Origin of the sequence: Vibrio sp. M260121 (genome assembly GCF_036533715.1) — a bacterium.
Taxonomy (GTDB): Bacteria; Pseudomonadota; Gammaproteobacteria; order Enterobacterales; family Vibrionaceae; genus Vibrio.
Genome location: NZ_JATABF010000035.1, coordinates 41,641 through 65,323, shown reverse-complemented (window position 1 = coordinate 65,323; position 23,683 = coordinate 41,641). Strand labels below are relative to the sequence as shown.

19 protein-coding genes and 3 pseudogenes are annotated in these 23,683 nt (G+C 45.3%); 9 read left to right on the top strand and 13 right to left on the bottom strand.

Features of this window, described 5'->3' with window-relative positions; all coding sequences use genetic code 11:
- The 3 genes and pseudogenes from QTO06_RS17915 to QTO06_RS17905 form a co-directional block, all read left to right on the top strand.
- A pseudogene (locus QTO06_RS17915) lies at positions 1-136 on the top strand (IS4 family transposase); the annotation flags it as partial.
- A 254-nt stretch (positions 137-390) separates the two neighbouring features.
- Entirely contained in the window at positions 391-1,020 is a 630-nt protein-coding gene (locus QTO06_RS17910; protein ID WP_331409197.1) for a LysE family translocator, read from the top strand.
- Between the two features lie 526 nt (positions 1,021-1,546).
- A complete protein-coding gene (locus tag QTO06_RS17905; RefSeq protein ID WP_331409195.1) occupies positions 1,547-2,974 on the top strand; it encodes an APC family permease in 1,428 nt (475 codons plus the stop codon).
- Positions 2,975-3,068: 94 nt separating this feature from the next.
- Here QTO06_RS17905 and QTO06_RS17900 read toward each other — a convergent pair whose 3' ends face one another.
- The 4 genes and pseudogenes from QTO06_RS17900 to QTO06_RS17885 all read right to left on the bottom strand — a co-directional run bounded on the left by QTO06_RS17900 (position 3,069) and on the right by QTO06_RS17885 (position 5,328).
- Positions 3,069-3,401, bottom strand: a complete 333-nt coding sequence (locus QTO06_RS17900) for a DMT family transporter (RefSeq protein WP_005442747.1) — start codon at positions 3,399-3,401, stop codon at positions 3,069-3,071.
- A gap of 153 nt (positions 3,402-3,554) precedes the next feature.
- Positions 3,555-4,271, bottom strand: a pseudogene (locus QTO06_RS17895) (hypothetical protein).
- A 155-nt stretch (positions 4,272-4,426) separates the two neighbouring features.
- Positions 4,427-4,924, bottom strand: a complete 498-nt coding sequence (locus QTO06_RS17890; protein ID WP_331409194.1) for a GNAT family N-acetyltransferase — start codon at positions 4,922-4,924, stop codon at positions 4,427-4,429.
- Positions 4,925-4,926: 2 nt separating this feature from the next.
- Complete coding sequence (locus tag QTO06_RS17885; RefSeq protein ID WP_331409192.1) at positions 4,927-5,328, bottom strand: hypothetical protein; 402 nt, start codon at positions 5,326-5,328, stop codon at positions 4,927-4,929.
- A 335-nt stretch (positions 5,329-5,663) separates the two neighbouring features.
- Between QTO06_RS17885 and QTO06_RS17880 the strand changes: the two are divergent.
- From QTO06_RS17880 to QTO06_RS17860, 5 genes and pseudogenes are all read left to right on the top strand, one after another.
- Positions 5,664-5,843: pseudogene (locus QTO06_RS17880) on the top strand (DUF1330 domain-containing protein); the annotation flags it as partial.
- A gap of 167 nt (positions 5,844-6,010) precedes the next feature.
- The gene (gene metA / locus QTO06_RS17875) at positions 6,011-6,952 is read left to right on the top strand and encodes a homoserine O-acetyltransferase MetA (protein ID WP_331409190.1); all 942 of its coding nucleotides are present in this window, start codon (positions 6,011-6,013) and stop codon (positions 6,950-6,952) included.
- Positions 6,953-7,101: 149 nt separating this feature from the next.
- Entirely contained in the window at positions 7,102-7,830 is a 729-nt protein-coding gene (gene pilW, locus QTO06_RS17870; protein WP_331409198.1) for a type IV pilus biogenesis/stability protein PilW, read from the top strand.
- A 289-nt stretch (positions 7,831-8,119) separates the two neighbouring features.
- The gene (locus QTO06_RS17865; RefSeq protein ID WP_331409189.1) at positions 8,120-9,697 is read left to right on the top strand and encodes a S41 family peptidase; all 1,578 of its coding nucleotides are present in this window, start codon (positions 8,120-8,122) and stop codon (positions 9,695-9,697) included.
- Positions 9,681-10,088, top strand: coding sequence for a hypothetical protein (locus QTO06_RS17860; protein WP_331409188.1), 408 nt, complete (start codon positions 9,681-9,683; stop codon positions 10,086-10,088). The genes QTO06_RS17865 and QTO06_RS17860 overlap by 17 nt, the downstream gene beginning before the upstream one ends.
- A gap of 108 nt (positions 10,089-10,196) precedes the next feature.
- Here QTO06_RS17860 and QTO06_RS17855 read toward each other — a convergent pair whose 3' ends face one another.
- From QTO06_RS17855 to hrpA, 3 genes are all read right to left on the bottom strand, one after another.
- Positions 10,197-10,712, bottom strand: coding sequence for an outer membrane beta-barrel protein (locus QTO06_RS17855; RefSeq protein ID WP_331409187.1), 516 nt, complete (start codon positions 10,710-10,712; stop codon positions 10,197-10,199).
- A 215-nt stretch (positions 10,713-10,927) separates the two neighbouring features.
- A complete protein-coding gene (locus QTO06_RS17850) occupies positions 10,928-11,407 on the bottom strand; it encodes an outer membrane beta-barrel protein (RefSeq protein WP_010648533.1) in 480 nt (159 codons plus the stop codon).
- 214 nt (positions 11,408-11,621) lie between these two features.
- The gene (gene hrpA / locus QTO06_RS17845) at positions 11,622-15,659 is read right to left on the bottom strand and encodes an ATP-dependent RNA helicase HrpA (protein ID WP_443088837.1); all 4,038 of its coding nucleotides are present in this window, start codon (positions 15,657-15,659) and stop codon (positions 11,622-11,624) included.
- A 175-nt stretch (positions 15,660-15,834) separates the two neighbouring features.
- Between hrpA and QTO06_RS17840 the strand changes: the two genes are divergently transcribed.
- Positions 15,835-16,419, top strand: a complete 585-nt coding sequence (locus QTO06_RS17840) for an FMN-dependent NADH-azoreductase (RefSeq protein WP_331409185.1) — start codon at positions 15,835-15,837, stop codon at positions 16,417-16,419.
- A 55-nt stretch (positions 16,420-16,474) separates the two neighbouring features.
- Here the strand turns inward: QTO06_RS17840 and QTO06_RS17835 are convergent, their stop codons facing one another.
- The 6 genes from QTO06_RS17835 to QTO06_RS17810 form a co-directional block, all read right to left on the bottom strand.
- Positions 16,475-16,972, bottom strand: a complete 498-nt coding sequence (locus QTO06_RS17835; protein WP_331409184.1) for a 4Fe-4S binding protein — start codon at positions 16,970-16,972, stop codon at positions 16,475-16,477.
- Complete coding sequence (locus QTO06_RS17830; protein WP_331409183.1) at positions 16,959-17,570, bottom strand: TorD/DmsD family molecular chaperone; 612 nt, start codon at positions 17,568-17,570, stop codon at positions 16,959-16,961. The genes QTO06_RS17835 and QTO06_RS17830 overlap by 14 nt, the downstream gene beginning before the upstream one ends.
- Before the next feature lie 130 nt (positions 17,571-17,700).
- Positions 17,701-18,552, bottom strand: a complete 852-nt coding sequence (locus tag QTO06_RS17825; protein ID WP_005451844.1) for a dimethyl sulfoxide reductase anchor subunit family protein — start codon at positions 18,550-18,552, stop codon at positions 17,701-17,703.
- Entirely contained in the window at positions 18,552-19,181 is a 630-nt protein-coding gene (locus QTO06_RS17820) for a DMSO/selenate family reductase complex B subunit (RefSeq protein ID WP_005433785.1), read from the bottom strand. Before QTO06_RS17820 ends, QTO06_RS17825 begins: the two co-directional genes overlap by 1 nt.
- Positions 19,181-21,628 (bottom strand): DmsA/YnfE/YnfF family dimethyl sulfoxide reductase, encoded by a 2,448-nt coding sequence (locus QTO06_RS17815; protein WP_331409182.1) that lies wholly within the window; start codon positions 21,626-21,628, stop codon positions 19,181-19,183. Before QTO06_RS17815 ends, QTO06_RS17820 begins: the two co-directional genes overlap by 1 nt.
- A 524-nt stretch (positions 21,629-22,152) precedes the next feature.
- Complete coding sequence (locus QTO06_RS17810; RefSeq protein WP_331409180.1) at positions 22,153-23,466, bottom strand: MipA/OmpV family protein; 1,314 nt, start codon at positions 23,464-23,466, stop codon at positions 22,153-22,155.
- Positions 23,467-23,683 lie beyond the last annotated feature (217 nt).

Genomic DNA, 23,683 nt, shown 5'->3' with positions numbered 1-23,683 from the left:
TCTTTTTGAGTGTACCCAGAGTCATTGGTTTAAGCAGGCTAATTTACCAAACTGGAACGGACTCACTCTTCTTGGCGTTGATGGTGTCTTGTGGCGAACTGAGGATTCAAAAGAGAACGCTGCAACGTTTGCAAAGCCTACCAATCGTGCTGTCTCTTATGGTTAAATTTCTAACTTGTTCTTGCTCTTGCTATATCAGGACAGAAAACACTTACCGCAGAAGCCGCAATTGTTTATCGATTTTATAAGAGAGAAAAAGTCTTATATCGAAGCGTTTTTATCCGGTCAAAACTGAGGATGACATCGCACTCTAATCGTTTGTTTTTCAACACATGCGGGTGTAAAGTCTCGCCATAATAGCTATAGACACTCTCTTTAATTGGAACAAGTATGAACTTCGATACCTTGTTGGCGTTTGGCGGCATCGTTTTCTTTCTCGCCGTGATACCCGGCCCTAACGCTTTGCTGATTTTGTTTACCGCACTGACGCAGAGTCGCCGCTTCGCGATAGCCAATATCCTTGGCGTGGCGCTAGGCTTTCTGATCCATGCGTTTGTATCGGCGAAAGGTTTAAGCCTGCTGCTTTCTCAGTCCGCGTTAGCATTTAATATTTTAAAGTGGATGGGGGTCGCTTACTTGGTATGGTTGGGAATCAATAACTTGAAAAGCGGCCTTAAGCTAGCTGACCAAAAGCTAAAGCTCGACCGCAAGATAGAAGAGCAGACGCTGAAACAGGCCTTTGCGAAAGGATTACTGACCAATCTACTGAACCCAAAAATCGTATTGTTTTACCTATCAATCTTCCCTCAGTTTGTGCAACCTGAACACATTCTGGAGCAAAGCATGATGTTGGGTGCGCTACAGGCAAGCATCGTCGCGAGTTGGTTTCTGTTTGTGATCTTCTTTGCCAACAAAGTGAAAGCACTGCTCACTTCTTCCCAAACCAGTAAGTGGCTGAACTACGTGAGTGGTGGGCTGTTTATCTTCTTTGGTATTGGGTTAGCTAACACCCGTTTTTAGCACCCAATGACAGACACAAAAAACACGCTCTCGGGCGTGTTTTTTTAATACTGATCTATTAACCAAAAACTGCGGCCAATACTAGGATCCCGACAAATAACACCGCCACCAATCCCAGCAAATAAGATAGTTTTCCGGTGCCGCCTTTTGGCGCTTGATTACAACATCCCATGGTTTTCTCCACTTTCTAAATCACTCTAACCGCTCTCAATCTAGACCTTCCCCCACGGTCAGAGTCAAACAATGGCGTATTTCGACCAAATTTCTAGGATTCTGGTAATAAATAATTCGCTATAAACACATTTCTTAATATGCATTTTTTAACGCAATATTGCGTTTTTTGACCAGAGCAAACGTTTAAATTGATTACGATTAAACCACTGAGATTTCGGTTCATTTTTGAGTAAATACATACCATTTTTGGCTATATACCGGCAGATTCGTGCAGCCCTACAATACGCCCGTCTTACTTGTAGCACGCGGGTTCTCCGTCCGAGACTCGTGGCTCAATCATTAAAGGTATCGAATGAGCAATATCGCCAAATCCGCCGTCAAACTCAGTGTCTTTTCTGTCATCATGATTACGGTTACGTCCGTCGACAGTATAAGGAACATTCCGGGTGCCGCCTTATTTGGTAGTCACGCCATCTCTTTCTTTCTATTGGCTGGTCTTTGCTTCTTCGTTCCAACCGCATTAGTTTGTGCAGAATTGAGTACCACTTATCCGCAACAAGGCGGTGTGTATTTATGGGGTAAAGAGACGTTAGGTCCAAACTTTGGTTTTGCGACCGTGTGGTATCAGTATGCCGAGAACATCGTGTACTACCCACCTCTTATATCGTTTATCGTCGCAACCGGTGCGTATCCTTTCTTCCCTGAACTAGCCCAGAACAACATCTTCATGTTGATCATGATTAACGTGATTTTCTGGGCGCTGACGTTGGTGAACATCTTCGGTCTGCGCTTATCTTCGCTCATTACCAATGTGTTCGGTACACTTGGACTTATCTTCCCTATCCTGCTGATCATCGGCTTAGGCGGCTACTGGGCCTACACCAACCCGAGTGAATCGCATATCTCACTTCGTCATGCATCTGACTGGTTACCTGATTTCTCACAAGATGGCATTGGTGCTGGCTTTACCGCGGTTGTGCTTTCTCTAACAGGGCTTGAGATCACCACCTCTTACGCGAGTGAAGTCGATAACCCGCAAAAGACTTACCCTAAGGCTCTGATTGCCTCAACCGTGCTGATTCTGGTTTCTCTAACCGCGTGTTCGCTTTCCATCTCTTCAGTAGTATCGAGCGATCATTCAAGCCTAAGTGAAGGGGTTATTCTGGCGTTTAAAGCGTTCTTTGATGATTTGAACATGTCATTCATGCTGCCAGTTATCGCACTCGCGATTGTGTTTGGTAGCTTAGCGAGCCTGAATAACTGGATCATTGCACCAACTAAGAGCTTACATGTCGCAGCGAAAGACCATTTCATGCCACTGACATTATCAAAAGAAAACAAAAACCAAGCGCCAGTTCCACTTCTGTTGCTGCAAGGCGCAATTGTAAGTGTGCTTTCTTTGGTGTTCATCTTGGTACCAAATGTGAACCAAGGCATGTGGCTGTTGAATATTCTGATGACTCAACTCTACATGGTGATGTACATCTGTATCTTCGTTAGCTTCTTGGTGTCACGCCGCAAACACGCCGATATTGAACGCCCGTTCCGCGTACCTGGTGGCAAGTTCGGTATGATGTTGGTGACGACGCTAGGCTTGGTTAGCTGTCTGGTGACCATCTTCGTTTCATTCGATGTCCCAGCTGGTATTAGTGCACAAACAGGCGCATCTGCTTTGATCCTTGGCTTTATCACCTTCAGTTTGCCGGCGATTGCAGCGGTGATGTACCGTAACCGTAAGCGTCGCCGAGAGGGCCAATTGATTGAGGCGATGGCGAATTAATCGCATCATTGTTTCTTTAGATATCAAAAAAGTGTTTCTTCAGATAGCAAAAAGCCGCGAACTATTCGCGGCTTTTTGTTGGTAAATCTATGGATTAGTGACCGACGGTCTTAGACAGCAAGTTCACAATCATAACGCCAGTAAGAATGAAACCAATACCAACGAGCGCAGCAAGGTCGAGTTTTTGTCCGTATAGGAAGTAACCGACAGCGGCCACAAGTACAATCCCCGCCCCGCTCCAGATCGCATATACAATACCAACTGGCATGCTTTTTACGGTTACAGACAGTAGGAAGAAAGCGATACCATAACCGATGATAACCACGGTGCTCGGCATTAATTTAGTAAACTGTTCTGTCTTAGGAATAGAAGAAGTCGCAATCACCTCACACACGATAGCAATAGACAGCGCAACCAGTGGAGGCATAGAAACAAGCATTTTGAACATAAGGCAAACAACGCTCAATTAACCTGAACTCGATGACATATCGAATCTCTGAGCGGCGCATTATAATCAAAATCCGCTGGCACGCTATAAAAAGTGATGCAACTCACATTTACACCAGCGTAATAATCGCAGTTAGAAGTCGGTCTTTTCTAAATTGATCACGCAGGCAGACGCGTCATTTCTGGCTGTGAGTAACGAATCTGGGTCCGCATACACGATATTGTCCACCCCAACTTTTGCATATCATCAATGTGATACATCCAAGCTGCGTTGCTGGTATCACAACCTGCTTTATGTAATTTTTCACGTTTATTCAAGTGTCCAAACATAGTGATCTTTGGATTTACCGCCACCAGCGCAAAAAAGGCTTCTTCATGCTGACGCCATAAACTTGAGGATTGATGCCATTATTCGAGTTCTTGTTGATCAAAGCCATCGGTGTCCCATTCATCTTGCATCGCGCCACCAAAACCAAAGCACTTCCGAGCCTTTCATAACCAAAGTACTCGGTGCCGCTGTTAGAACATAGTTCGCACAAGCAGAAGCTCACGTTCCATTGACGATTAAATGAACCTAATTATTGTAAACCCAACGTCCTAGTTCCATCGCTGATCGATATTCGCCAGAGTCGCTGTCTATCATCAAGGCAACAACACCATGCGGTTGAACGTTGGCAAGCTCGATAGCCTCTCGCACCCTCTCCGCAGTGATTTCGCCATTAAAGCAAAGTGTTCGCCCTTCCATGTAGATATCATCAGATAAACTGCACGCTGATAACCCAGTGAGCGTGAGTGCACCTAGCCACTTTAGTATATCCCTCTCCGTGATCTCCATTCCAAAACTCAACATCCGACTCCAAATAATTATTGAACAAGTTGAATAAAAACGACGGAGAAAGTGGCACATTTTTGACCAATGCCAAAATATGCACATAGTTACCTATAACCTGTTATCTTTTCGCTAATGGCGATTTAAATTGCACTAACGTGGGGGGATGAAAGATATCAAGTACTTAGCTCGGATGACTCCCAAACCATAATGATGGTCTGGACTCCGTTGTGTGAAGCGTTATGCAGAGGACGGAAACCGTATTTCAGATACAAAGCTTCATTATGCGGCTCGCATTGCAGAAACAGTTTGGGAATACCACGTTGAAACACGTGATTTTGTGCACGAGCAACCAGCGCAGCAGCATAACCTTTACCGCGTGATGACGCATCAACGTAGACCCCACCTAACCAGTGCTCATACTCAGGGAAATGAATGTTCTCTCGGATCTTGAGTTCAGCGACTGCTACAAGGTCATTGTTTTCATCATGAACCACAAATGAAAGTGGAAATGCATGGCGGCTATTGGCTTTGAGTAAAACCTTCTCGTGAACTTGAGCGGGCGTCACACCAGGAACAGTATAAGCCCACTCATCAAAGTACCATTGTGCAATAAGATCAGACTCATGGGGGAAGTCAGCGAGAAAGTGAATTTGGAATACCCTTTCTGCCACTATTAATAGCCACCATCTGCACTATCGACCACAGTCGCTTCATTGCCAACATCCGCTTTGGCATGGTTAAAGTGATGCTGCTGTGAAAGCTCAAAGTAGATATGCATATCAATCGGTTCTGGTGTGTTGAGAAGCATTTTGCCAACCTCACGCTGGAAGTGGCCGTAATTACCAAGCTCCTCAGTTAAACCTAACTGCTCATAGCTCGCCAAACTGGTAAACATACCGTAAGCGTATTGATAACGCATCATGTCTTCCAACTTATCGTGCCCAAGTTCGGTCAACGCTTTGTCGACTTCGTCTGGCAGATAAACGTCTTTATCGCCAAACTCCCTAAGCAATACGTTAGGAACTTGATGTGCAATGCTCTGAATGGTCTCTTTTCTTTTAAACATACCGAACATAATGTCCTCCACTAACGATGATTTTCCATACAACGTATTTAGGTACGTGCTGGCGAGCCAATTAGTGTCTTTATTGGTATTAAGGCTCAAAATTTATACTAACTCGATCTCATAATTATCTTCAAACGCTACCGTATTCGTTACACAAAAATGTACTCAGAAATCTTGCCGCTATCACAATTGTAGAGAGTCAGTTTGAGTCGACAATTCATACCAATTGAGCAATAACCCTGAATCGATTTGGATTTTCAATGGGATTTAAAAAGTGTTTCGATTCCGCTCTATCTTATCGAAATGACCAGACTGCATTAAGCTAAATTTCATCGGCTAACGTGCACAAACGACAAGAAGGCAATGGTGAAGCTCAGGCACTTCGCATCATCATCGAATGGCCTTCTCGCCAAGTAGCACTCGACTTTATGAATGATCCAGAGTATGTGCCTCACCTACAAGCTAGAACCACAGGTTCAATCAGTAATCATGACTTGATCGAAGGTAATGACCAACTGGCATAGCAAACAAATCGTATAAATTCATTGAGTACAACAATAAGCAAAGAAGAGCTCAGCATCCGCTGGGCTTTTTTCGCGTTTATGTCACATTTCATATCGACATCCGTAAGTAATTACGTTAGCTTTAGAAGTATAGACGTCTAAAAAGTCAAGCTTAGGGAGAGAAAGCCGTGCCAATTAGAATTCCAGATCAGTTACCCGCTAGCGATGTATTAAGGACAGAGAACATCTTTGTGATGAGCGAAAGTCGAGCGGCAAGTCAGGAAATCCGTCCATTGCGAGTGCTTATTCTCAATTTGATGCCAAAGAAGATTGAGACAGAAACTCAGTTTCTTCGCCTACTTTCTAATAGCCCGCTTCAAGTGAACGTGGAGCTGTTACGAATCGATAATCGCCCAAGTAAGAACACACCAACGGAACACCTGGACACATTTTATCGTCAATTTGAAATGGTAAAAGGCAAGAACTTCGATGGCCTTATCATTACTGGTGCTCCATTAGGTTTGGTCCAATTTGAAGATGTGATTTATTGGGATCACTTAAAGACCATTATGGAGTGGGCAAAAGATCACGTAACGTCCACACTTTATGTGTGCTGGGCTGCACAAGCGGGGTTGAAGCTTCTATACAACCTGCCAAAGAAAACACGTAAAGAAAAGCTATCAGGCGTGTACCATCACTCTATCCACCATCAGTACCACCCTCTTTTACGTGGTTTCGATGATACGTTCTTAGCGCCACATTCTCGTTATGCAGATTTCTCGCCGGAGTTTTTAGAAGAACATACGGACCTCGATATTCTCGCAACGTCCGATGTCGCGGGTGTTTATCTAGCAACCACGAAAGACAAGCGTAATGTGTTTGTCACTGGTCACCCAGAGTATGACTCTCACACACTCCATAATGAATACATTCGAGATTTGGGCGAAGGGATGGAACCTGCCATTCCAATCAATTACTACCCGAACAACAACCCAGACAATCAACCTTGCGCGAGTTGGCGCAGCCATGGACACTTGTTGTTCTCTAACTGGTTGAACTATTGCGTTTACCAACAAACGCCGTACGATCTGGATCATTTCAGCGAAGACGCTTTCACTAAAGACGACTAACTGCCTGAATTTAGAGTGTGAACCAAGCCGCCAACTGGCGGCTTTTTTACGTCAGTTTGCCAACCTGATCGCATAGTGTTTTATCCTCGTTAGGCTTTTGCATCGGAATTCATATCATGCTTTGTGAATCAGGGATGTGGGGCATGGATATGAAGTTTGGAAAACTCAGTACGTTGGTATTAGCAAGTCAATTAGGCTTGGTGGGGTGTGTGACCGTTAATGAAGAAGGCAACAGCCCTGTCGTCAAAGCAGATCCTGTCTCAATGGCAGAGTCTCGAATCGCTCTAGGCTTAGGTTACTTGGAAAGCGGTAGCATGATCAGAGCGCACGACAATCTCCAGCAAGCCCTCACCCACGCGCCAAGCTATTACCGAGCTCAGCTCTCAATGGCCCATTATTACGAAACCGTTGGAGAAGATACTAAAGCAGAAGACATGTATAAACGTTCTCTAAGACAGAATTCAAAGAACGGTAACGTGCTCAACAACTACGGCACCTTCCTGTGCAAGCAAGGCGAATACAAACAAGCTGACAAGATGTTTAATCGAGCGATTGAGCAACCATACTATTACCTGATCCCTGCCAGCTACGAAAATGCCGGATTCTGCGCCCTGAAATCAAACAATAAAGATAAAGCGAAGTACTACTTTACTCGCGCTATTGATCATGACCCTCACCGTCCTAAGTCTATCCTTCAGTTAGCTAAGCTAGAGATCGACAGCGGAAACTACACCGATGCTCGTATTCGCTTAATGCGCTTTAACCAAATGTATGGGGTCAAAAAACCTTCGCTTCGTTTAATGGTTGAACTTGAAGGCGCAGCAGGTAATGAAGCACTTAAAAAGAAATACCAAACACAGCTCAATCGAATGTCTTAACTGTTGAACTTCAGCACGCCACTTGGTATTCAGAGGCCAAGAATACCAAGTGTATTAGCTTTCGTTTATTCAACTCTTATAACTCCAACACTATCAATATAAGCCATTATTTTATCGATGCTTTTAAATTTAAGACGTAGCTATAGTTTACACTTTAATGTGACGATCGTTCACACTCTAAACGCCCACATCTTGCACAATTAGGTTGGAAGTTTATACATTCAAGTTGCTTATACAGCTCAATCAAAACCAACTAAGGTTATAGACATCATAGATGTAAGGACACATTATGTTGAAGTATAAACAAGCAGCGTTATTAACCGCCCTCCCTATTGCATTGCTAGGTTGCGGTGGAGACAGCACTAGCTCTGCAACAAGTAATAACGTGAGTTGGACTTCAGGAGACTTCTCCTCGCCAGCAAGCAGTTATGCAAACCAATGTAGCATCGCTAGAACAGGTATTGACCCATACACCGGGAAAGATTACCCAGACAAGGCAGGCTCAACGCTTCACGAGAAAATGTTCTTACGTGCCTTCAGTAATGAAACCTATCTTTGGTATAACGAAATCCCTGATATCAATCCAAACTACTTCCCTACCGTTGCGGCTTATTTTGATTCGCTGGTGACCACAGAAAGAACGGCTTCTGGCCAATATAAAGACCGATTCCACTTCACTCGCTCTTACGACGATTACATGAAATCACAACAAGCGGGTCTTGTTGCTGGTTTCGGCTTCAACTGGAAATTCGTTCAAAGCTATGAGCCACGAGAAATCATCATTTCTTACACAGAAGATAACTCTCCAGCATCTTCAAATGGCGTTGCTCGTGGCGACAAGCTACTGAAAATCAATGATGTTGATGTTGTGAACACATCTTCAAGCTCTGAGATTGATTTCATCAATAATACGCTTTTCTCCCCTACATTAGGTCAAAACTACACCTTCACGTTCGAAACCGTTGATGGTGCTCCGAAGGTGGTGACTCTGACATCGGCAGATGTCGCAACAAGCCCAGTACGCAATGTAAAAGTCATCGACAACAACGGAACAAAAGTCGGCTACATGCAATACAACGCTTTTGAAGTGACTGCGCAACAGCCACTTATTGATGCGTTTAATCAGCTGTCGGCAGCAAACGTTGAAGAGATCGTGATGGATTTACGCTACAACGGTGGTGGTTTAGTTTGGCAGTCTGCGCAGGTCGGCTACATGTTGGCAGGCACACACCCTAATGCCACCTTCGCTGAGTTGATTTACAACGACAAGATCATGAACTCTGGCAAGGTAGAAAATAACGTTTATAACTTTGTCGATACTGAAATTGATTGGGGTAAAGGTATCTTGACTGACATTGCCCTACCAACATTAAGTGCGAAACGCGTTTACGTTCTGACTACTGACAATACGGCGTCTTCAAGTGAACTTCTCATCAACGGTCTTCGTGGTATTGATGTTGAAGTGGTTCAAATTGGTACCACGACAACAGGTAAGCCATACGGCTTCTCGCCAGAGCAAAACTGCGGCAACATGTACTACACCATTCAGTTCAAGTCTTCTAACGCAAAAGGCTTTGGTGATTTCGCTGATGGCTTTACACCGACAGCAAAAAGTCTAGTATCGTCTAATATTGGTATAGATGACAAAGTGGAAGGCTGTGTTGTAGCAGATGACTTGACCAAGCCATTGGGTAACAGCTCTGAAGGCATGCTGTCTGCAGCGCTAAACTACATGAACACAGGAACTTGTCCTCCTGCGCCTGCTGTGGCGGCAGCTCCAAGAGCGATGCCTATGCTAGGTGGCACTCCACTTGATAAAGGGATTGATCCACTTCGACAAGAGGCTATTCATGTCAAAATTAACTAAAACAAAAGCAATAATTACCGGAGCGGGTATCAGCGTGATGCTAATGGGTTGCTCTTCTTCAGGTCACAGCGATGATGCAGTCAATGCACTAAGCATTAAAACGTCTGCAGACACAGTGACTGAGATCCAACAAGCAATCACGACAATTCAAGGCAACCAAGTGCCGCCAAAAATTGCGTCCAATACCTTCGAAACAAACTCACATTTGTTGATTGTTTCTGGGCAATTGATGGAGAGTTACAACATGCCATTGAACGGCGCAGAAACCGAATTGCCCGATCAATACACATTGCAACTTCGTGAAGAGGAATGCGGCGTTTATTACGAGAAAGACGACAAGTTTGTCCCTCTCACCAACATACAGTGCCGACCTAATCCGATTCAGGACTAAACAAAAAGCCCGCCGTTACTTTATTCAAAATAACGGCGGGCTTTTCTCATTGTTCATATTCAAATCAAACGAAATCTTACGATTCCAACGACTCTGTCTGAAGCCATATTATAAGAAGTGGAACGTCACGTTACCTGTGATGCTACTTACTGTATCGCTGTCCCCATCGATATCAACACCAAACGCTTGATAACTTGCACCGACAGAAATGTTGTCTAACAAGAAGTATTCCGCGCCAACACCGTACATGTAGGACACGCCATCGTCTTTGTCCAAGCTACTCAGGTTTCCATTGTATTCGACGTTAAACGCGTTAATACCACCCTTCGCGTAAACGTGCAGTGGACCAAAATCGATACTTGGCTTTGCGGCTAAGTAGAAGGAAGAGAAATCCACCTCACCTCGGTTGCCAGCAAGATTTAAATCCACTTGGCCATGGTTGAAATAGCCCACTTCAATACCAATCAGCGGCAAGATCCCCGTACCAACATGAATGCCATAAGTGGTGTCGTTTTCGCTATCGATGTCTGATTGACCAATTTGACCACCAGCATAAAGCCAAGAGTCAGCAAGTGCAGATGTTGAGCATAGCGCCAAAGCCAATAACGAGAGTTTTGTTTTCATAGTTATACCTTTCCTGTTCGATTCCTGAACGGAACATCACGCGAACTGCATCGCGTTCCTTATGTATCTAGGTAAATACTATATTCAAAAAGTGGCAGGTTTTAAGAACAAGAAATGAATAATTTCTGTTCAATGTCTATTTGTGTGATTTACAGACAAAAAAACACCGGCGCGTTGCCGGTGTTTATCAAATAAATCTTCGAGAGGCTCGATGATTATAGGAAGTGCAGCGTCGCGTTTACAGAGAACGTACCGATGTCGTCTTTACCCGCTGTGTAGTTCATGTAGCTTGCGCCAACAGACATAGGGCCAAAAATGAAGTATTCCGCACCTACACCGTACATTAGATCCACATCATCGTCGTCTTTGCCGCCAGAAACTTTCTTATCCCACTGGTGGATACCGCCTTTCGCGTAAACATGCAGAGGACCGAAGTCGATGCTTGGTTTAAGCGCAGCGTAGTAAGAAGTCAGTTTAGTTTCTTGACCAGCGATCTTGAATTCACCGTGTTGAGTAACACCCGCTTCGATACCGATAATTGGCAGAATACCTGTACCTACGTGTACAGAGTAAGACGTGTCAGTCTCACCTTTGTAGTCAGACTGACCTACAGAAGCACCACCATAAATCCATGAATCTGCCATTGCTGCAGAAGAAGCACTTAGAAGTGCCACTGCCAATAGAGTTTTCTTCATCATCAACCTTTACTCTTTTATTATTACCCACTTCTGCACCCGCAGAGGTCGGTACTGCAAACACAAGGGAGGCGAACCATTGCCTCCCTTGTGACTAAAAATCACTTGTGGGTGAATAACTGCAATTACTGTACCAATCGAGCCTATCACTGGACAAACCATTGATTACTCAGCAATCCCCACAAGAAAAAACTGCCGCTATTTTACTGAACGATTAGCAAGCATCAATCGCATTTTTGACACGTTTATCAGAAACTGGGTACGGAGTGCCCAATTGTTGAGCAAAAAAGCTCACGCGAAGCTCTTCGATCATCCAACGAATCTCTTTCACGTTCTCTGGAATCACCATACCTTTCGGAATTTTGTTGAGCAGCTCTTTGTAGTCGCTCATCACTGATTCCACTTTCAGCATGTGTAAACGGTCTTTGTTTGGATCGATCGGCAGCTTCTCCATACGACGCTCAATGGCACGCATGTAACGCAGAATATCTGGCAGGCGTTTCCAGCCACATTCTGTCGCGAAGCCCTTGAAGATCAATCCTTCGACTTGTGCTTTGATGTCCGATAACGCAAACGCCATGGTGAAATCGATCTTGCCTTTCAACTTCTTATTGATGTTGAACGCGGTCGTCAGAATGGTTTCCACTTGCTGTGCAATGTCCACCACCGTGTCACCAAGCTCAGCACGAACGTGTTCTTTCAGTGCATCAAACTTCTCTGGCTCCCAAACCAAACCGCCCTGCTCTTCAATAAGCTTATCGACACCACACGCGATACAGTCATCGATCAGATCCAGCACCTTACCGTAAGGGTTAAAGTACAGACCCAACTTCGACTTGTTCGGCAAGTTAGAGTGCAGGTATTTGATTGGCGACGGCACGTTCAGCAAGATCAGACGACGCTGACCCGCTTGCATTGCCGTGACCTGCTCGTATTCGGTCTCGTACAGTTTGATTTCAACACTGTCTTTAGAATCAACAATCGCTGGGTACGCTTTAACGTCGTAACCGCCACGTTTTTGTTGGTATACCTTCGGCAGCTCACCAAAGCTCCACGTGTGCAGACCTTGTTGCTCAATGTCGTCATCCGCTACTTTTGAAAGGGTTTCTTGAACTTTATCTTTCAAGCTCTCTTTCAATTCATGAAGGTCTTTATTTTCCTTCAACTTGCGATTTCTATGGTCAACCGCGCGGAAAGTCACCTTTAAGTGCTCTGGAATTTGATCCATATTCCAATCTTCGCGCAGAACTTCCACACCCGTCATTCGACGCAACTCTTTCTCTAATGAGTCCAGTAGTGGCGCTTCCATCGGCGTTGCACGAGCTAAGAAAGCATCGGCGTAGTTTGGTGCAGGAACAAAGTTCTTACGCACTGTCTTCGGCAGCGATTTAATCAAACTCACCACAAGCTCATGGCGTAAACCTGGGATCTGCCAGTCAAAACCCGCAGGCTCAACTTGGTTCAAGATCGGCAACGGCAAATGCACCGTTACGCCGTCACTATCATCGCCCGGTTCAAACTGGTAGCTCAACTTGAGTTTCAGGTTGTTTTGGTACCAGAAGTTCGGGTAATCCAAATCAGTAACGTGGCTTGCATCACCTTTGAACAGCATCTCTTTCTCGAAGTTCAGCAGCTCTTTGTTGTCTTTCGACGCTTTCTTCCACCATGTATCGAAGTGTTTACCAGAAACCACTTCAGTGCCAACACGTTGGTCGTAGAAATCGAACAGCTCATCGTCATCCACCAAGATGTCACGGCGACGAGATTTGTGTTCAAGCTCTTCCACTTCTTGAAGAAGCTTACGGTTTTGCTTGAAGAACGCGTGCTTGGTTTCCCACTCACCTTCCACCAACGCACTACGAATGAATAGCTCACGACTGACGGTTGGATCGATACTGCCGTAGTTCACCAAACGCTTCGGTACAATTGGCACGCCGTAAAGCATCACTTTCTCGTGTGCCATGACTGCTGCACGTTTCTTCGACCAATGCGGTTCACTGTAACTGCGCTTAATCAGGTGCTTCGCTAGTGGTTCAATCCACTCTGGTTGAATCTTAGCGATGATGCGACCCCAAAGTTTTGAGGTTTCCACCAGCTCAGCAGACATGATCCACTTAGGCTGTTTCTTGAATAGGCCCGATGCAGGGAAGATATGGAAACGAGCGTTACGCGCACCTTGGTATTCATTCTTCTCTTGGTCTTTCATACCGATGTGCGACAACAAACCGACAAGGATTGAGCTATGTACGCCATGGTAAGACGCAGGTTCATCGTTAAGTTTGAATTCCATTTCACGCATCGACTGGTGAATTTGGAAGTACACATCTTGCCACTCACGCACGCGCAAGTAGTTCAAGTAATCTTGTTTACATTGCTTACGAAACTGGTTGCCCGTCAGCGCTTTTTGCTGCTTCTGGATGTAGTTCCATAGGTTCACAAACGTCAGAAAATCTGAGTCTTCATGGAAGAAACGTTTGTGTTTGTCATCTGATGATTGCTGCTTGTCACTTGGACGCTCGCGCGGGTCTTGAATCGACAATGCAGCCGCGATGATCATCACTTCTTTCAATGCGCCTTGCTTTGGTGATTCCAATACCATACGCGCTAAACGTGGGTCGATTGGAAGACGTGCAAGTTGACGACCAACGCTGGTTAGGCGTTTTTTCGGGTCCTTCGCTTCTGCGTTAATTGCACCCAGCTCTTCCAACAAGCGAACACCGTCTTGAATGTTACGTTTGTCAGGTGCTTCCACAAACGGGAAGGCTTGAATATCGCCCAAACCAAGTGCCGTCATCTGCAAGATAACCGACGCTAGGTTGGTACGCAGGATCTCAGGATCGGTAAACTCCGGACGTGACTCAAAATCTTCCTCTGAGTACAGACGGATACAGATACCCTCTTCCACACGACCACAACGACCTTTACGCTGGTTCGCACTCGCCTGAGAAACTGGCTCGATTGGAAGACGCTGAACCTTAGTACGGTAACTGTATCGGCTGATACGCGCCGTACCTGGATCGATAACGTATTTGATGCCCGGAACCGTCAACGAGGTTTCTGCTACGTTGGTTGCCAGTACAATGCGGCGACCAGCATGAGGTTGGAAAATCTTGTTCTGCTCACCCGCCGACAAACGCGCGTAAAGCGGCACAATTTCCGTGCTCTTCAGATTACGTTTAGACAGTGCATCAGCGGTATCACGGATTTCACGCTCACCGTTCATGAAGATCAGGATGTCACCTAAACCTTCATCGCACAGTTCGTCTACCGCTTCGAAGATACCTTCAAGTTGGTCACGATCATTATCGTCATCACCAGTTAGTGGGCGGTAACGCGTTTCTACTGGGTAAGTACGACCTGACACCTCAATGATTGGTGCGTTGTTGAAGTGTTTTGAAAAACGCTCAGGGTCGATGGTTGCCGACGTGATGATCACTTTCAGATCAGGACGACGTGGCAGCAACTCTTTCAAGTAACCCAAGATGAAATCGATGTTAAGGCTGCGCTCGTGCGCTTCATCGATAATGATGGTGTCGTATTGATTCAAGAAACGGTCATGCTGTATTTCAGCCAGCAAGATACCGTCCGTCATCAATTTGATTTGGGTGTTTTCAGAGATCTGATCGTTGAATCGAACCTTGTAGCCAACAAACTCACCAAGCTTGGTTTCCATCTCTTCAGCAATACGGTTTGCAACCGAACGCGCCGCAAGACGACGAGGCTGAGTATGACCAATCAGACCGAATTTACCACGACCAAGCTCAGCACAGATTTTTGGTAGCTGAGTGGTTTTACCTGAACCGGTCTCACCCGCAACGATAACCACTTGGTTTTCTTCGATCGCTTTCGCAATGTCGTCGCGTTTTTGGCTGACAGGCAGGATTTCAGGGTATTCAATCGTTGGTTTGTAGCTACTACGTTGCTCCACAACCATCATGGATTTGGCGATGTCTAATGCGATTTCATCAAACACAGCGTTACGTGCTGCGTCTTTTTTGATTTTGTTTGCACCAGAGATTCGTTTACTCAAGCGGAAACGGTCACGCATCATGCACTGGTTAAGTGCCTTGCGTAGTGACGCCGCGTTATTTACTTGAGCCTGAGGCGCAGCATTCTGAGAAGCTTGTGCTTGAGATGCATTAGCCTGCTTCGCTTTGGCAGTTTGCGCACCATTTGACGGTGTCGCTTGCTCTTCAGCGGGATTCTTTTTTGGGGGCTGTGACGAAGTCAAAGCGTTTCCTATTCTTTTCATTACATAAAACTGCGCGGATTGTAGCACATAAGGGCTAGAACAAGATAACGGAAAGCAGCTTCAAACAATCATTCAATTTTTTCGAACAACTTAAGCAAATCCATCGGGTTTTGAGTCGCGGGGCATTGCCTATAATGCATCACATAGCCGAAAGCACTTATTAAAGGAAATCCATATGTCTCGTGTACTAGCTCTTAAATCAAGCATCCTTGGCGATTACTCTCAATCAAATAAACTGGTTGAAGACTTCATCAAAAATGTAGACCAAGATAAGCTAACGGTTCGTGACTTAGCTGCAAATCCACTGCCAGTTTTAGACTTTTCCGTTGCGACAGCACTACGTGCAACAGAAGATCTTTCGCAAGAGCAACAAGCGGTGGTTGACCTATCTGATACCCTAATTGAAGAAATCAAAGCAGCAGATACTTTGGTTATCGCAGCACCAATGTACAACTTTACGATTCCAACTCAGCTTAAAAACTGGATTGATTTGATTGCTCGTGCAGGCGTGACATTCAAATACACAGAAAACGGCGTTCAAGGTCTGATTGAAGGTAAGAAAGCAATCGTAGTCACCACTCGTGGTGGTCTTCATAAAGACTCACCAACCGACAGCATGACACCATACCTACGCACAGTATTGGGCTTTGTTGGTATCACGGATGTGGAGTTTGTTTACGCAGAAGCGCTTAACATGGGCGAAGACGCAGCAGCGAAAGGCATTTCAGGCGCGCAAAGCCAATTGGCAACCTTGGCGTAAGATTGAATAGAATTGAATACAAACAAAAAGGGATTGGTTCGCGCCAATCCCTTTTTTATCGTTTTAAGTCAAAGCTGATCATGCTGTTGTAGCAGCTTTGCGCGCATTGTCCGCAACCTTTGCATTTGGCGGCGTCAATTTTAGGTTTTACATCGTCCTGCCATTGCAAAGCATCATATGGGCAACTGTTCTCGCAACTGCCGCAATAACCGTATAAGTTTTCGCAGCTGTTCGAGATAGTTGCTACCAAACCTGTAGACTCTGTTTGGTTAGAAAGCGCCAATGTAGGACACGCAGACTTACACGCACCGCATAAATCACATGCCGAGTAGCTGATGTCTAACGCGGCAACGCCATCGACCATTTCTATGATTTGGCTCGGACATGCAGAAGCGCACTTTCCGCACCCATCACACAGCCGAGTGAACATCGACTCTTCCACCGCATAAGGCGGTCTCGCTTTTACACGAGGCTCTTGAGTTTGCTCTACTGGCGCACGACGGAACGAAAACAGACGTCGCTTACTTAGATCAACCGATTCAGACTGGCGCATCCGAGTAATCTCTCTTTGCTGGCACAACGACTTGGTATTGCTCACTCAAGGACTGAAGTAATTCTTCAGTGAGGTTAGACAGTTTTGAGTAAGGCGTGAGAGTCACCGCTTTTTTGAAGCGCTTGTTGAAAAAGCCAAACCATGTCATCAAGTGCTCGCGCAACATTTCAGTCGCCAGTTTTTGTTGATCAGTTTCAATCAACATGCCTAACACCATCAGCATCAAGCCGATCTGGTCTTCTGGCTCACGTTGGTCAGATTCCAAAGCAAAACCACAACGCTGCAAGAAGTAACGATATTCAATGGTTGATTCACCAAACAACACCGCTTCTTTATCCAGATAAGCCGAGCCCCAAGGTGGTGCTGGCATCTCGCCAATACCAGCAAACATGCGATCGTGCTCCATTTGCAGTGCCTCTTCGCTCTCGTTTTGAAAGCTGCGCAGCATGTCATTAAGCGCTTCAATTGGCGTATCAGTATTACTCAGCAACGTATCGAGATTTGCCGCTGGATAATCTTTAGGCTGGTAGTAAAACAGCGCACCAAACAGCTTAAGAACGATGCTGGTATCTTGTGGTTCAAGTTGAGAAATTTGCATGAAGTACCTTTGATGACTGGTGTTTTTATTCTTCAATTAAGTAAAACGGAAAAGAAGTGGGACGAACACTCGCCCCACTCTGCTAATTGTTATCAGTACAAATAATGGTTATCAGCACAAATAACGGCTATCAGTACAAACCAGATGTAAAGTGCATGCCGTAGAACACGTTACGACCCAGAATCTCTGCGACGAACAAGGCAACGAATGCCACGATAACCAGCAAGTTCTTCTGACGACCTTCTGCGGTAAACAACTCAGCGAATACCCAAAGAGCAGCAGCAACCACAAGCAACAACACATGACCAGCAACATAGCCAGATAGCATGGTGATTTGATCCAAGCCACTGTGAATCGCCGTTGAGATACCTGCGAAGTAAATCGTCTGCATTACTGAGAACGCTAGGTTCAGCGCAATCAGGCTTACACCAGCCCACATTAGGCGACGATTGGTTTTCTCAGCCGTCACGTCCAATACGTTGATTAGCGTGTAACCGAACATCAGACCCGAAGTCACGACCGTGAACCAAAACGCTACCGTGGTCATTGGTGAGTACCATGCTGGTACCGTTTCGATTTGGTAAACATTCGCCATCGCGAACATGAAAATCACGCCAACTGCGATAGACAACCAGTTCACAATTTTGCGAACGCCTTCGCTGCCGATTTTTAGAATCGTCAGCAACCAGTACAAACCCGCTAGAGACAGAAAGCTTGCACCCGTTAAGATCTCGTTAGACAGCGCCGCACTACCAATACGGTTTAATGCGTTAAAGGCACGAAGTGGACTACCTAAGTGAGTGGTTGAGAACAAGAAACCCAATCCCATTACAACCAAGATAGCGAAACGTGCGATGTTCATACGAGGTTCTGTCACGCGTGGTGGCTTGCCGAATTTCTCGAACGCATTAACCGTTAGGTGCGCGCCAACTGCTGTTTGAGCAAGAACCGTAAAGGCAACTAATGGTGCTTCGTATAACATTATTTCACCTCTCTTGGATTCTGTAGGAAACCAGTGCGGTCATTGGTTGGACGACCATTTGGATTTAGCTTCACGATCAAGTTCGGGCTCGTAATGCGAGAATCTGGCAGTGGTGCCACATCCGCGTTTGAACCGTATTTCGCGCGTAGCTCATCAATTGGACCAAACTCAATCGCACGCAATGGACAGCTATCAACACACACTGGCATTAAGCCTTCAGCGACACGTTCGTAACAGCCATCACACTTAGTCATGTGACCTTTTTCTTCGCTGTATTGAGGCGCGCCGTAAGGACATGCCATGTGACAAGATTTACAGCCAATACACACGCTTTCATCGACAACGACAAAGCCGTCTTCTTCACGCTTGTGCATTGCACCTGATGGACAAACCTTGGTACACGCTGGGTTAGTACAATGGTTACAAGAGATCGATAGGTAGTACGCGAACACGTTTTGACGGAACGCGCCGTTTTCTTCCGTCCAGTTGCCGCCTACGTATTCGTAAACACGACGGAAGTTGCGGTCGATACCCAGATCTTTGTTGTCTTTACAAGAGAGCTGACATGTTTTGCAGCCAGTACATTTGCTTGAATCAATGTAAAAGCCATACTGCTTCGCTGTGCTCATTATTTAGCCCCCATTTTCTTAATTAGCGTCACTTCAACGAGGTTGGTATGGCTCGGGTTCGATTTTGCCAACGGGCTTGGACGTTGTGTTGTCAGCACGTTGATTGAACCTGCTTGGTCAACACCTTTTGCGTTTGGTGCGTACCATGCGCCCTCACCTAAGCCAACCACATGCGGCATGATGCGTGGGGTCACTTTTACACGAACGTTCATTTCACCGAACTTGCTGCGCACGCTGACCAAATCGCCGTTATCAATGTTGCGAGAAGCCGCATCGACTGGGTTGATCCAAAGCTCTTGTGGTGCCGCTGCTTTTAGGATGTCGACGTTGCCGTACGTAGAGTGCGCACGAGCTTTGTAGTGGAAACCCGTTAACTGAAGCGGGTACTCTTTACGATCAGGAGAATCCCAGCCATTAAACGTCGAAACGTACTCTGGTAATGGCTTGATAGATTCGTCTTCGTCCAATTCCCATTCTTCGTTGATCTTCGCTAACGTCTCTGAGTAGATTTCAATCTTACCTGACGGTGAAGGCAACGGATTCGCTTCTGGGTCACGACGGAAGTCTTCGTATGCCACATGTGGACGGTCGAATTGCTTCTTGTAGATACCCTGTTTTCTCATCTCATCGTAAGACGGCAAGTTTGGATCGTTGTTTTGTTTAACGGTCTGAGCGTACATCCATTGCAGCCACTCTTCTTGAGTGCGACCTTCAGTAAACTCATCAAACACGCCCATGCGTTTCGCCACACCAGACATAATGTCGTAGATAGGTTTGCATTCGAAACGAGGTTTAATCGCTTGGCTTGCAAAGATGAAGTAAGGCATTGATGCAGCCGCACCATCCATACAGAAATCCGATTGCTCTGACGTTGTACAGTCTGGCAGTACGATATCGGCATACTTCGCAGAAGAGGTCATGTGGTTGTCGATCACCACAATCATTTCACACGCTTTTTCATCTTGAAGAATGTCGTGTGTGCGGTTGATGTCTGAGTGTTGGTTAATTAGACAGTTACCTGCATAGTTCCAGATGAACTTGATGTTGTTTTGCAGCTTCTTAACGCCTTTAATGCCATCAGTAAGATCGGTCATCTCAGTGCCACGGAAAATCGCGTCTGTCCAAAGGAACATTGGGATAGAAGCGCTGATCGGGTTTGGCACTTTCGGGAAGCGTTGGAATGGGTAAGAATGGTTACCCTCACGAGCACCAGTACCACCACCTTGTAGACCAACCTGACCACGAAGCAGAGACAGCATCATGATCGCTTTACACGCTTGCTCACCATTTGCTGAGCGTTGTAGACCCCAACCTTGGGTGATGTAAATGCGTTTTGCATCACCGATTTCACGCGCAAGTTTCAAAATCACATCCGCTGGAATACCTGTGATTGGCTGCGCCCACTCTGGTGTTTTCTCGATACCATCTGGACCTGTGCCCATGATGTAATCTTTGTAGCTGCCGTTTTCTGGCGCTGACGCTGGCAGTGTTTTGCGGTCGTAACCCACACAGTAACGGTCAAGGAAGTCTTGGTCGACTTTATCTTCGCTAATCAATACATGTGCGATAGCCGCGATCAGTGCAGCGTCAGTACCATGCTTGATTGGTACCCATTGGTCTTCACGACCCGCGGCAGTATCGGTGTAACGAGGGTCGATACAGATCGTACGTGTGTGACTGATGTTTTTTGCGTCCACGTAGTTATGAACCTGACCACCGCCCGACATACGAGTTTCTGCAGGGTTGTTACCAAACATCAGACAAAGATCTGCGTTTTGTACGTCGTCAATCGAGTTGTTGTCTACCCAAGTGCCATAGAAATACTCAGACATACATTCAATGTTCGCTGCTGAGTAGTCACCATAGTGGTTCAGGTAGCCACCGCACAGGTTCATCATACGTGCAACCAATGTCGCGCTTGGATCCCAACTCTTAGTTACCGTACCACCCAAGGTACCCGTACCGTAGTTTAGGTAAACCGCGTCATTACCGTAGTCTTTAATGATGCGTTTTAGGTTGTCACCAATGAGGTCAAAGGCTTCGTCCCAAGTGATGCGTTTAAACTTACCTTCACCACGTTTACCAACGCGAAGAAGTGGGTATTTCAAACGGTCTGGCGAGTAAACACGGCGACGCATAGAGCGACCACGCAAACAAGCACGAACTTGATGGTTGTGGTTATACACATCATCACCCGTGTTATCGGTTTCTACCCATTTGATTTCACCGTCGACCACGTGCATACGAAGTGGACAACGAGAACCACAGTTTACGGTACATGCCGACCAGACAATTTTTTCGTTTGGTTTTGCTGGTGTTTCTTTGGCAACCGCTTTAGTTGCAAACGGGAGAGAAAGTGCGTTTCCTGCTAGCGCTAGAGCGCCAAGCGCAGAACCACCCTTTAAAGCATCACGCCGAGTAATATTAAACTTACCATTTTGACTCATGGTTTTTTCCTAAATTACGTTTTTGAATTTGGTCGTGGCGCTTAATTAATGGCTTTAAGTGGGGAAAGAACACTCGTTAGAAACAAAAGACATAGAGATTGTATTTTCAAAATAGGCATTCATTGAAAATATCTAATTTCGCTTTAATTAATACACAAGGCAAATCAAAACAACATTTCTACAAAACCATCAATTAAGCTAGACAGCACAAGCCTTGAGCAACTAAGGCATGGCCACCCGCCACTATTAATATCCTTGTAGATTTAAGGGGTGATAATCTTGACCACAGTCAATTATTAAAAAATACAAAATGCAATCTTATATTTCATTTCAACGTTTTATATGAATGAAATATTAATAGGTCAGAGAGGTGTCAATTCAATTAAATATTAGAATGGCTTATAAGTTGAATGGATAATAAATACGAATACAGAAGAATAGAAATAAGAATAATTACCAATTAACAGAAAGTAAATAAGCCTCATGTCAAGATGAGGCTTATTCGTATTTGTTTTCAGCTGAGCTTAAAAATCGTACTGGAAGTAGATCGTATTGTAGTTACTGCCGCCTTTGATACGGCCAAACTGAGAAGCACTCTCGAAAATCGCACTACGGTGATGCAGCGAGTAACCGACCCACATGTTTTCCCAATCTTTCTGATTAAACAGATCGCCTACATTCACATCAAATGAGAAGTCGAGATAGTTCAGCAAATTACTTGCGGTGTAGCCCTTCTCTTCCATCTCAGTGCCTTCGATGTATGTGATGTTATCAATGTAAGACATACCCTCTGCAACACCAAAACGCCATTTGGTCGGCCAATTAAAGGTGTAGTAAGCCTTAATCGCCATCACATATTCAGTACTAGACGATTGAACCTCCGATGACCAATGGTGGACCAGACCTGGCGTCAGATAAATGTCGATCGGTAAACCGAAGATTTCATCCGTCAAAGGGTGCCCATAGAAGAGCGACGTCAGTTGGTTGTTGTACTCGTCCTTCTCGGCATTAAACTTGAAAATATCGCCGATATTGGAAGGCGTTGCCCAACCGTGAGCTACACGCAGATACGGACGATTACGCAAATCTGACTTACTCTCTTTGCCTTTATCATTGAAGAAACCAAAGCCAACGAATACTTCACCTTGGTAACGATCTTCCACGATTTGGCTATTGTACGCTTCACTATCCAGACGAGTGATACTGGTTTCACCCAATAGATACAGGTTAGAAATTACGTGGTAACGTGCTTTGATACCCAAATTCGCATCAATACCCGCACCAATTTTCTCGCCCGTTACTTCATCAAACGAGTAGTAAGTACTGTTGAAGTCGGCGTCTTTATAACGAATTGTAAAAGAGGGCTCTAATTCCCAATCGCCAAACTCATAGTTAGCAGCGATTCGGTAGTTAGAATGAAACTGGAATTCGTCATCCGCCATCACTTCAAATTCAGCACGCCAGTTTTCGTCAAAGTTGTAACGAATCTGACCACCAAAATCGACGCGATCCCCTTCGAAGGCATTTTGAATGGACTTCGGGATATCTACAAAGCGCAGGCGCATAATCGCACTTGCACGCCAATCGGAGTCACTCTCATCATACAAGAACACCCCACCTTCAATACCGTCAATGTAGAGATGCTCGTTTTCAAAGAACATCATTGGCACAAACGTGCTCACTGTTGAGTCGTCATTGGCAGTATAAAATGGAATTGAAGCAGTACGGTACATCGCTGCAATCCCCCACTCTTGCTCTGCGTTTTTTGACTCCGCTAAAGCAGCACCACTAAGCAATAAACCAGAACATGCCAGCGATACTGTTAATACGTGTTTCATAGTTCCTCTATGTCACTGTTATTTGAGAAGGTCTCGAATGAGAAAGAGTATATCTGACTTTACCCGCCTATCTGTGAAATTTTTGCTTTATACACCAAAGAGCAAGCCCTACCAGTTAACACTGGCAATAAGTTAACCTCCTACACACTGCACTTTTGGCTAAGTTGATTACTCTGCACACAATCAAACGGGAAACGGTCAAATTTCTCTCTTCTCT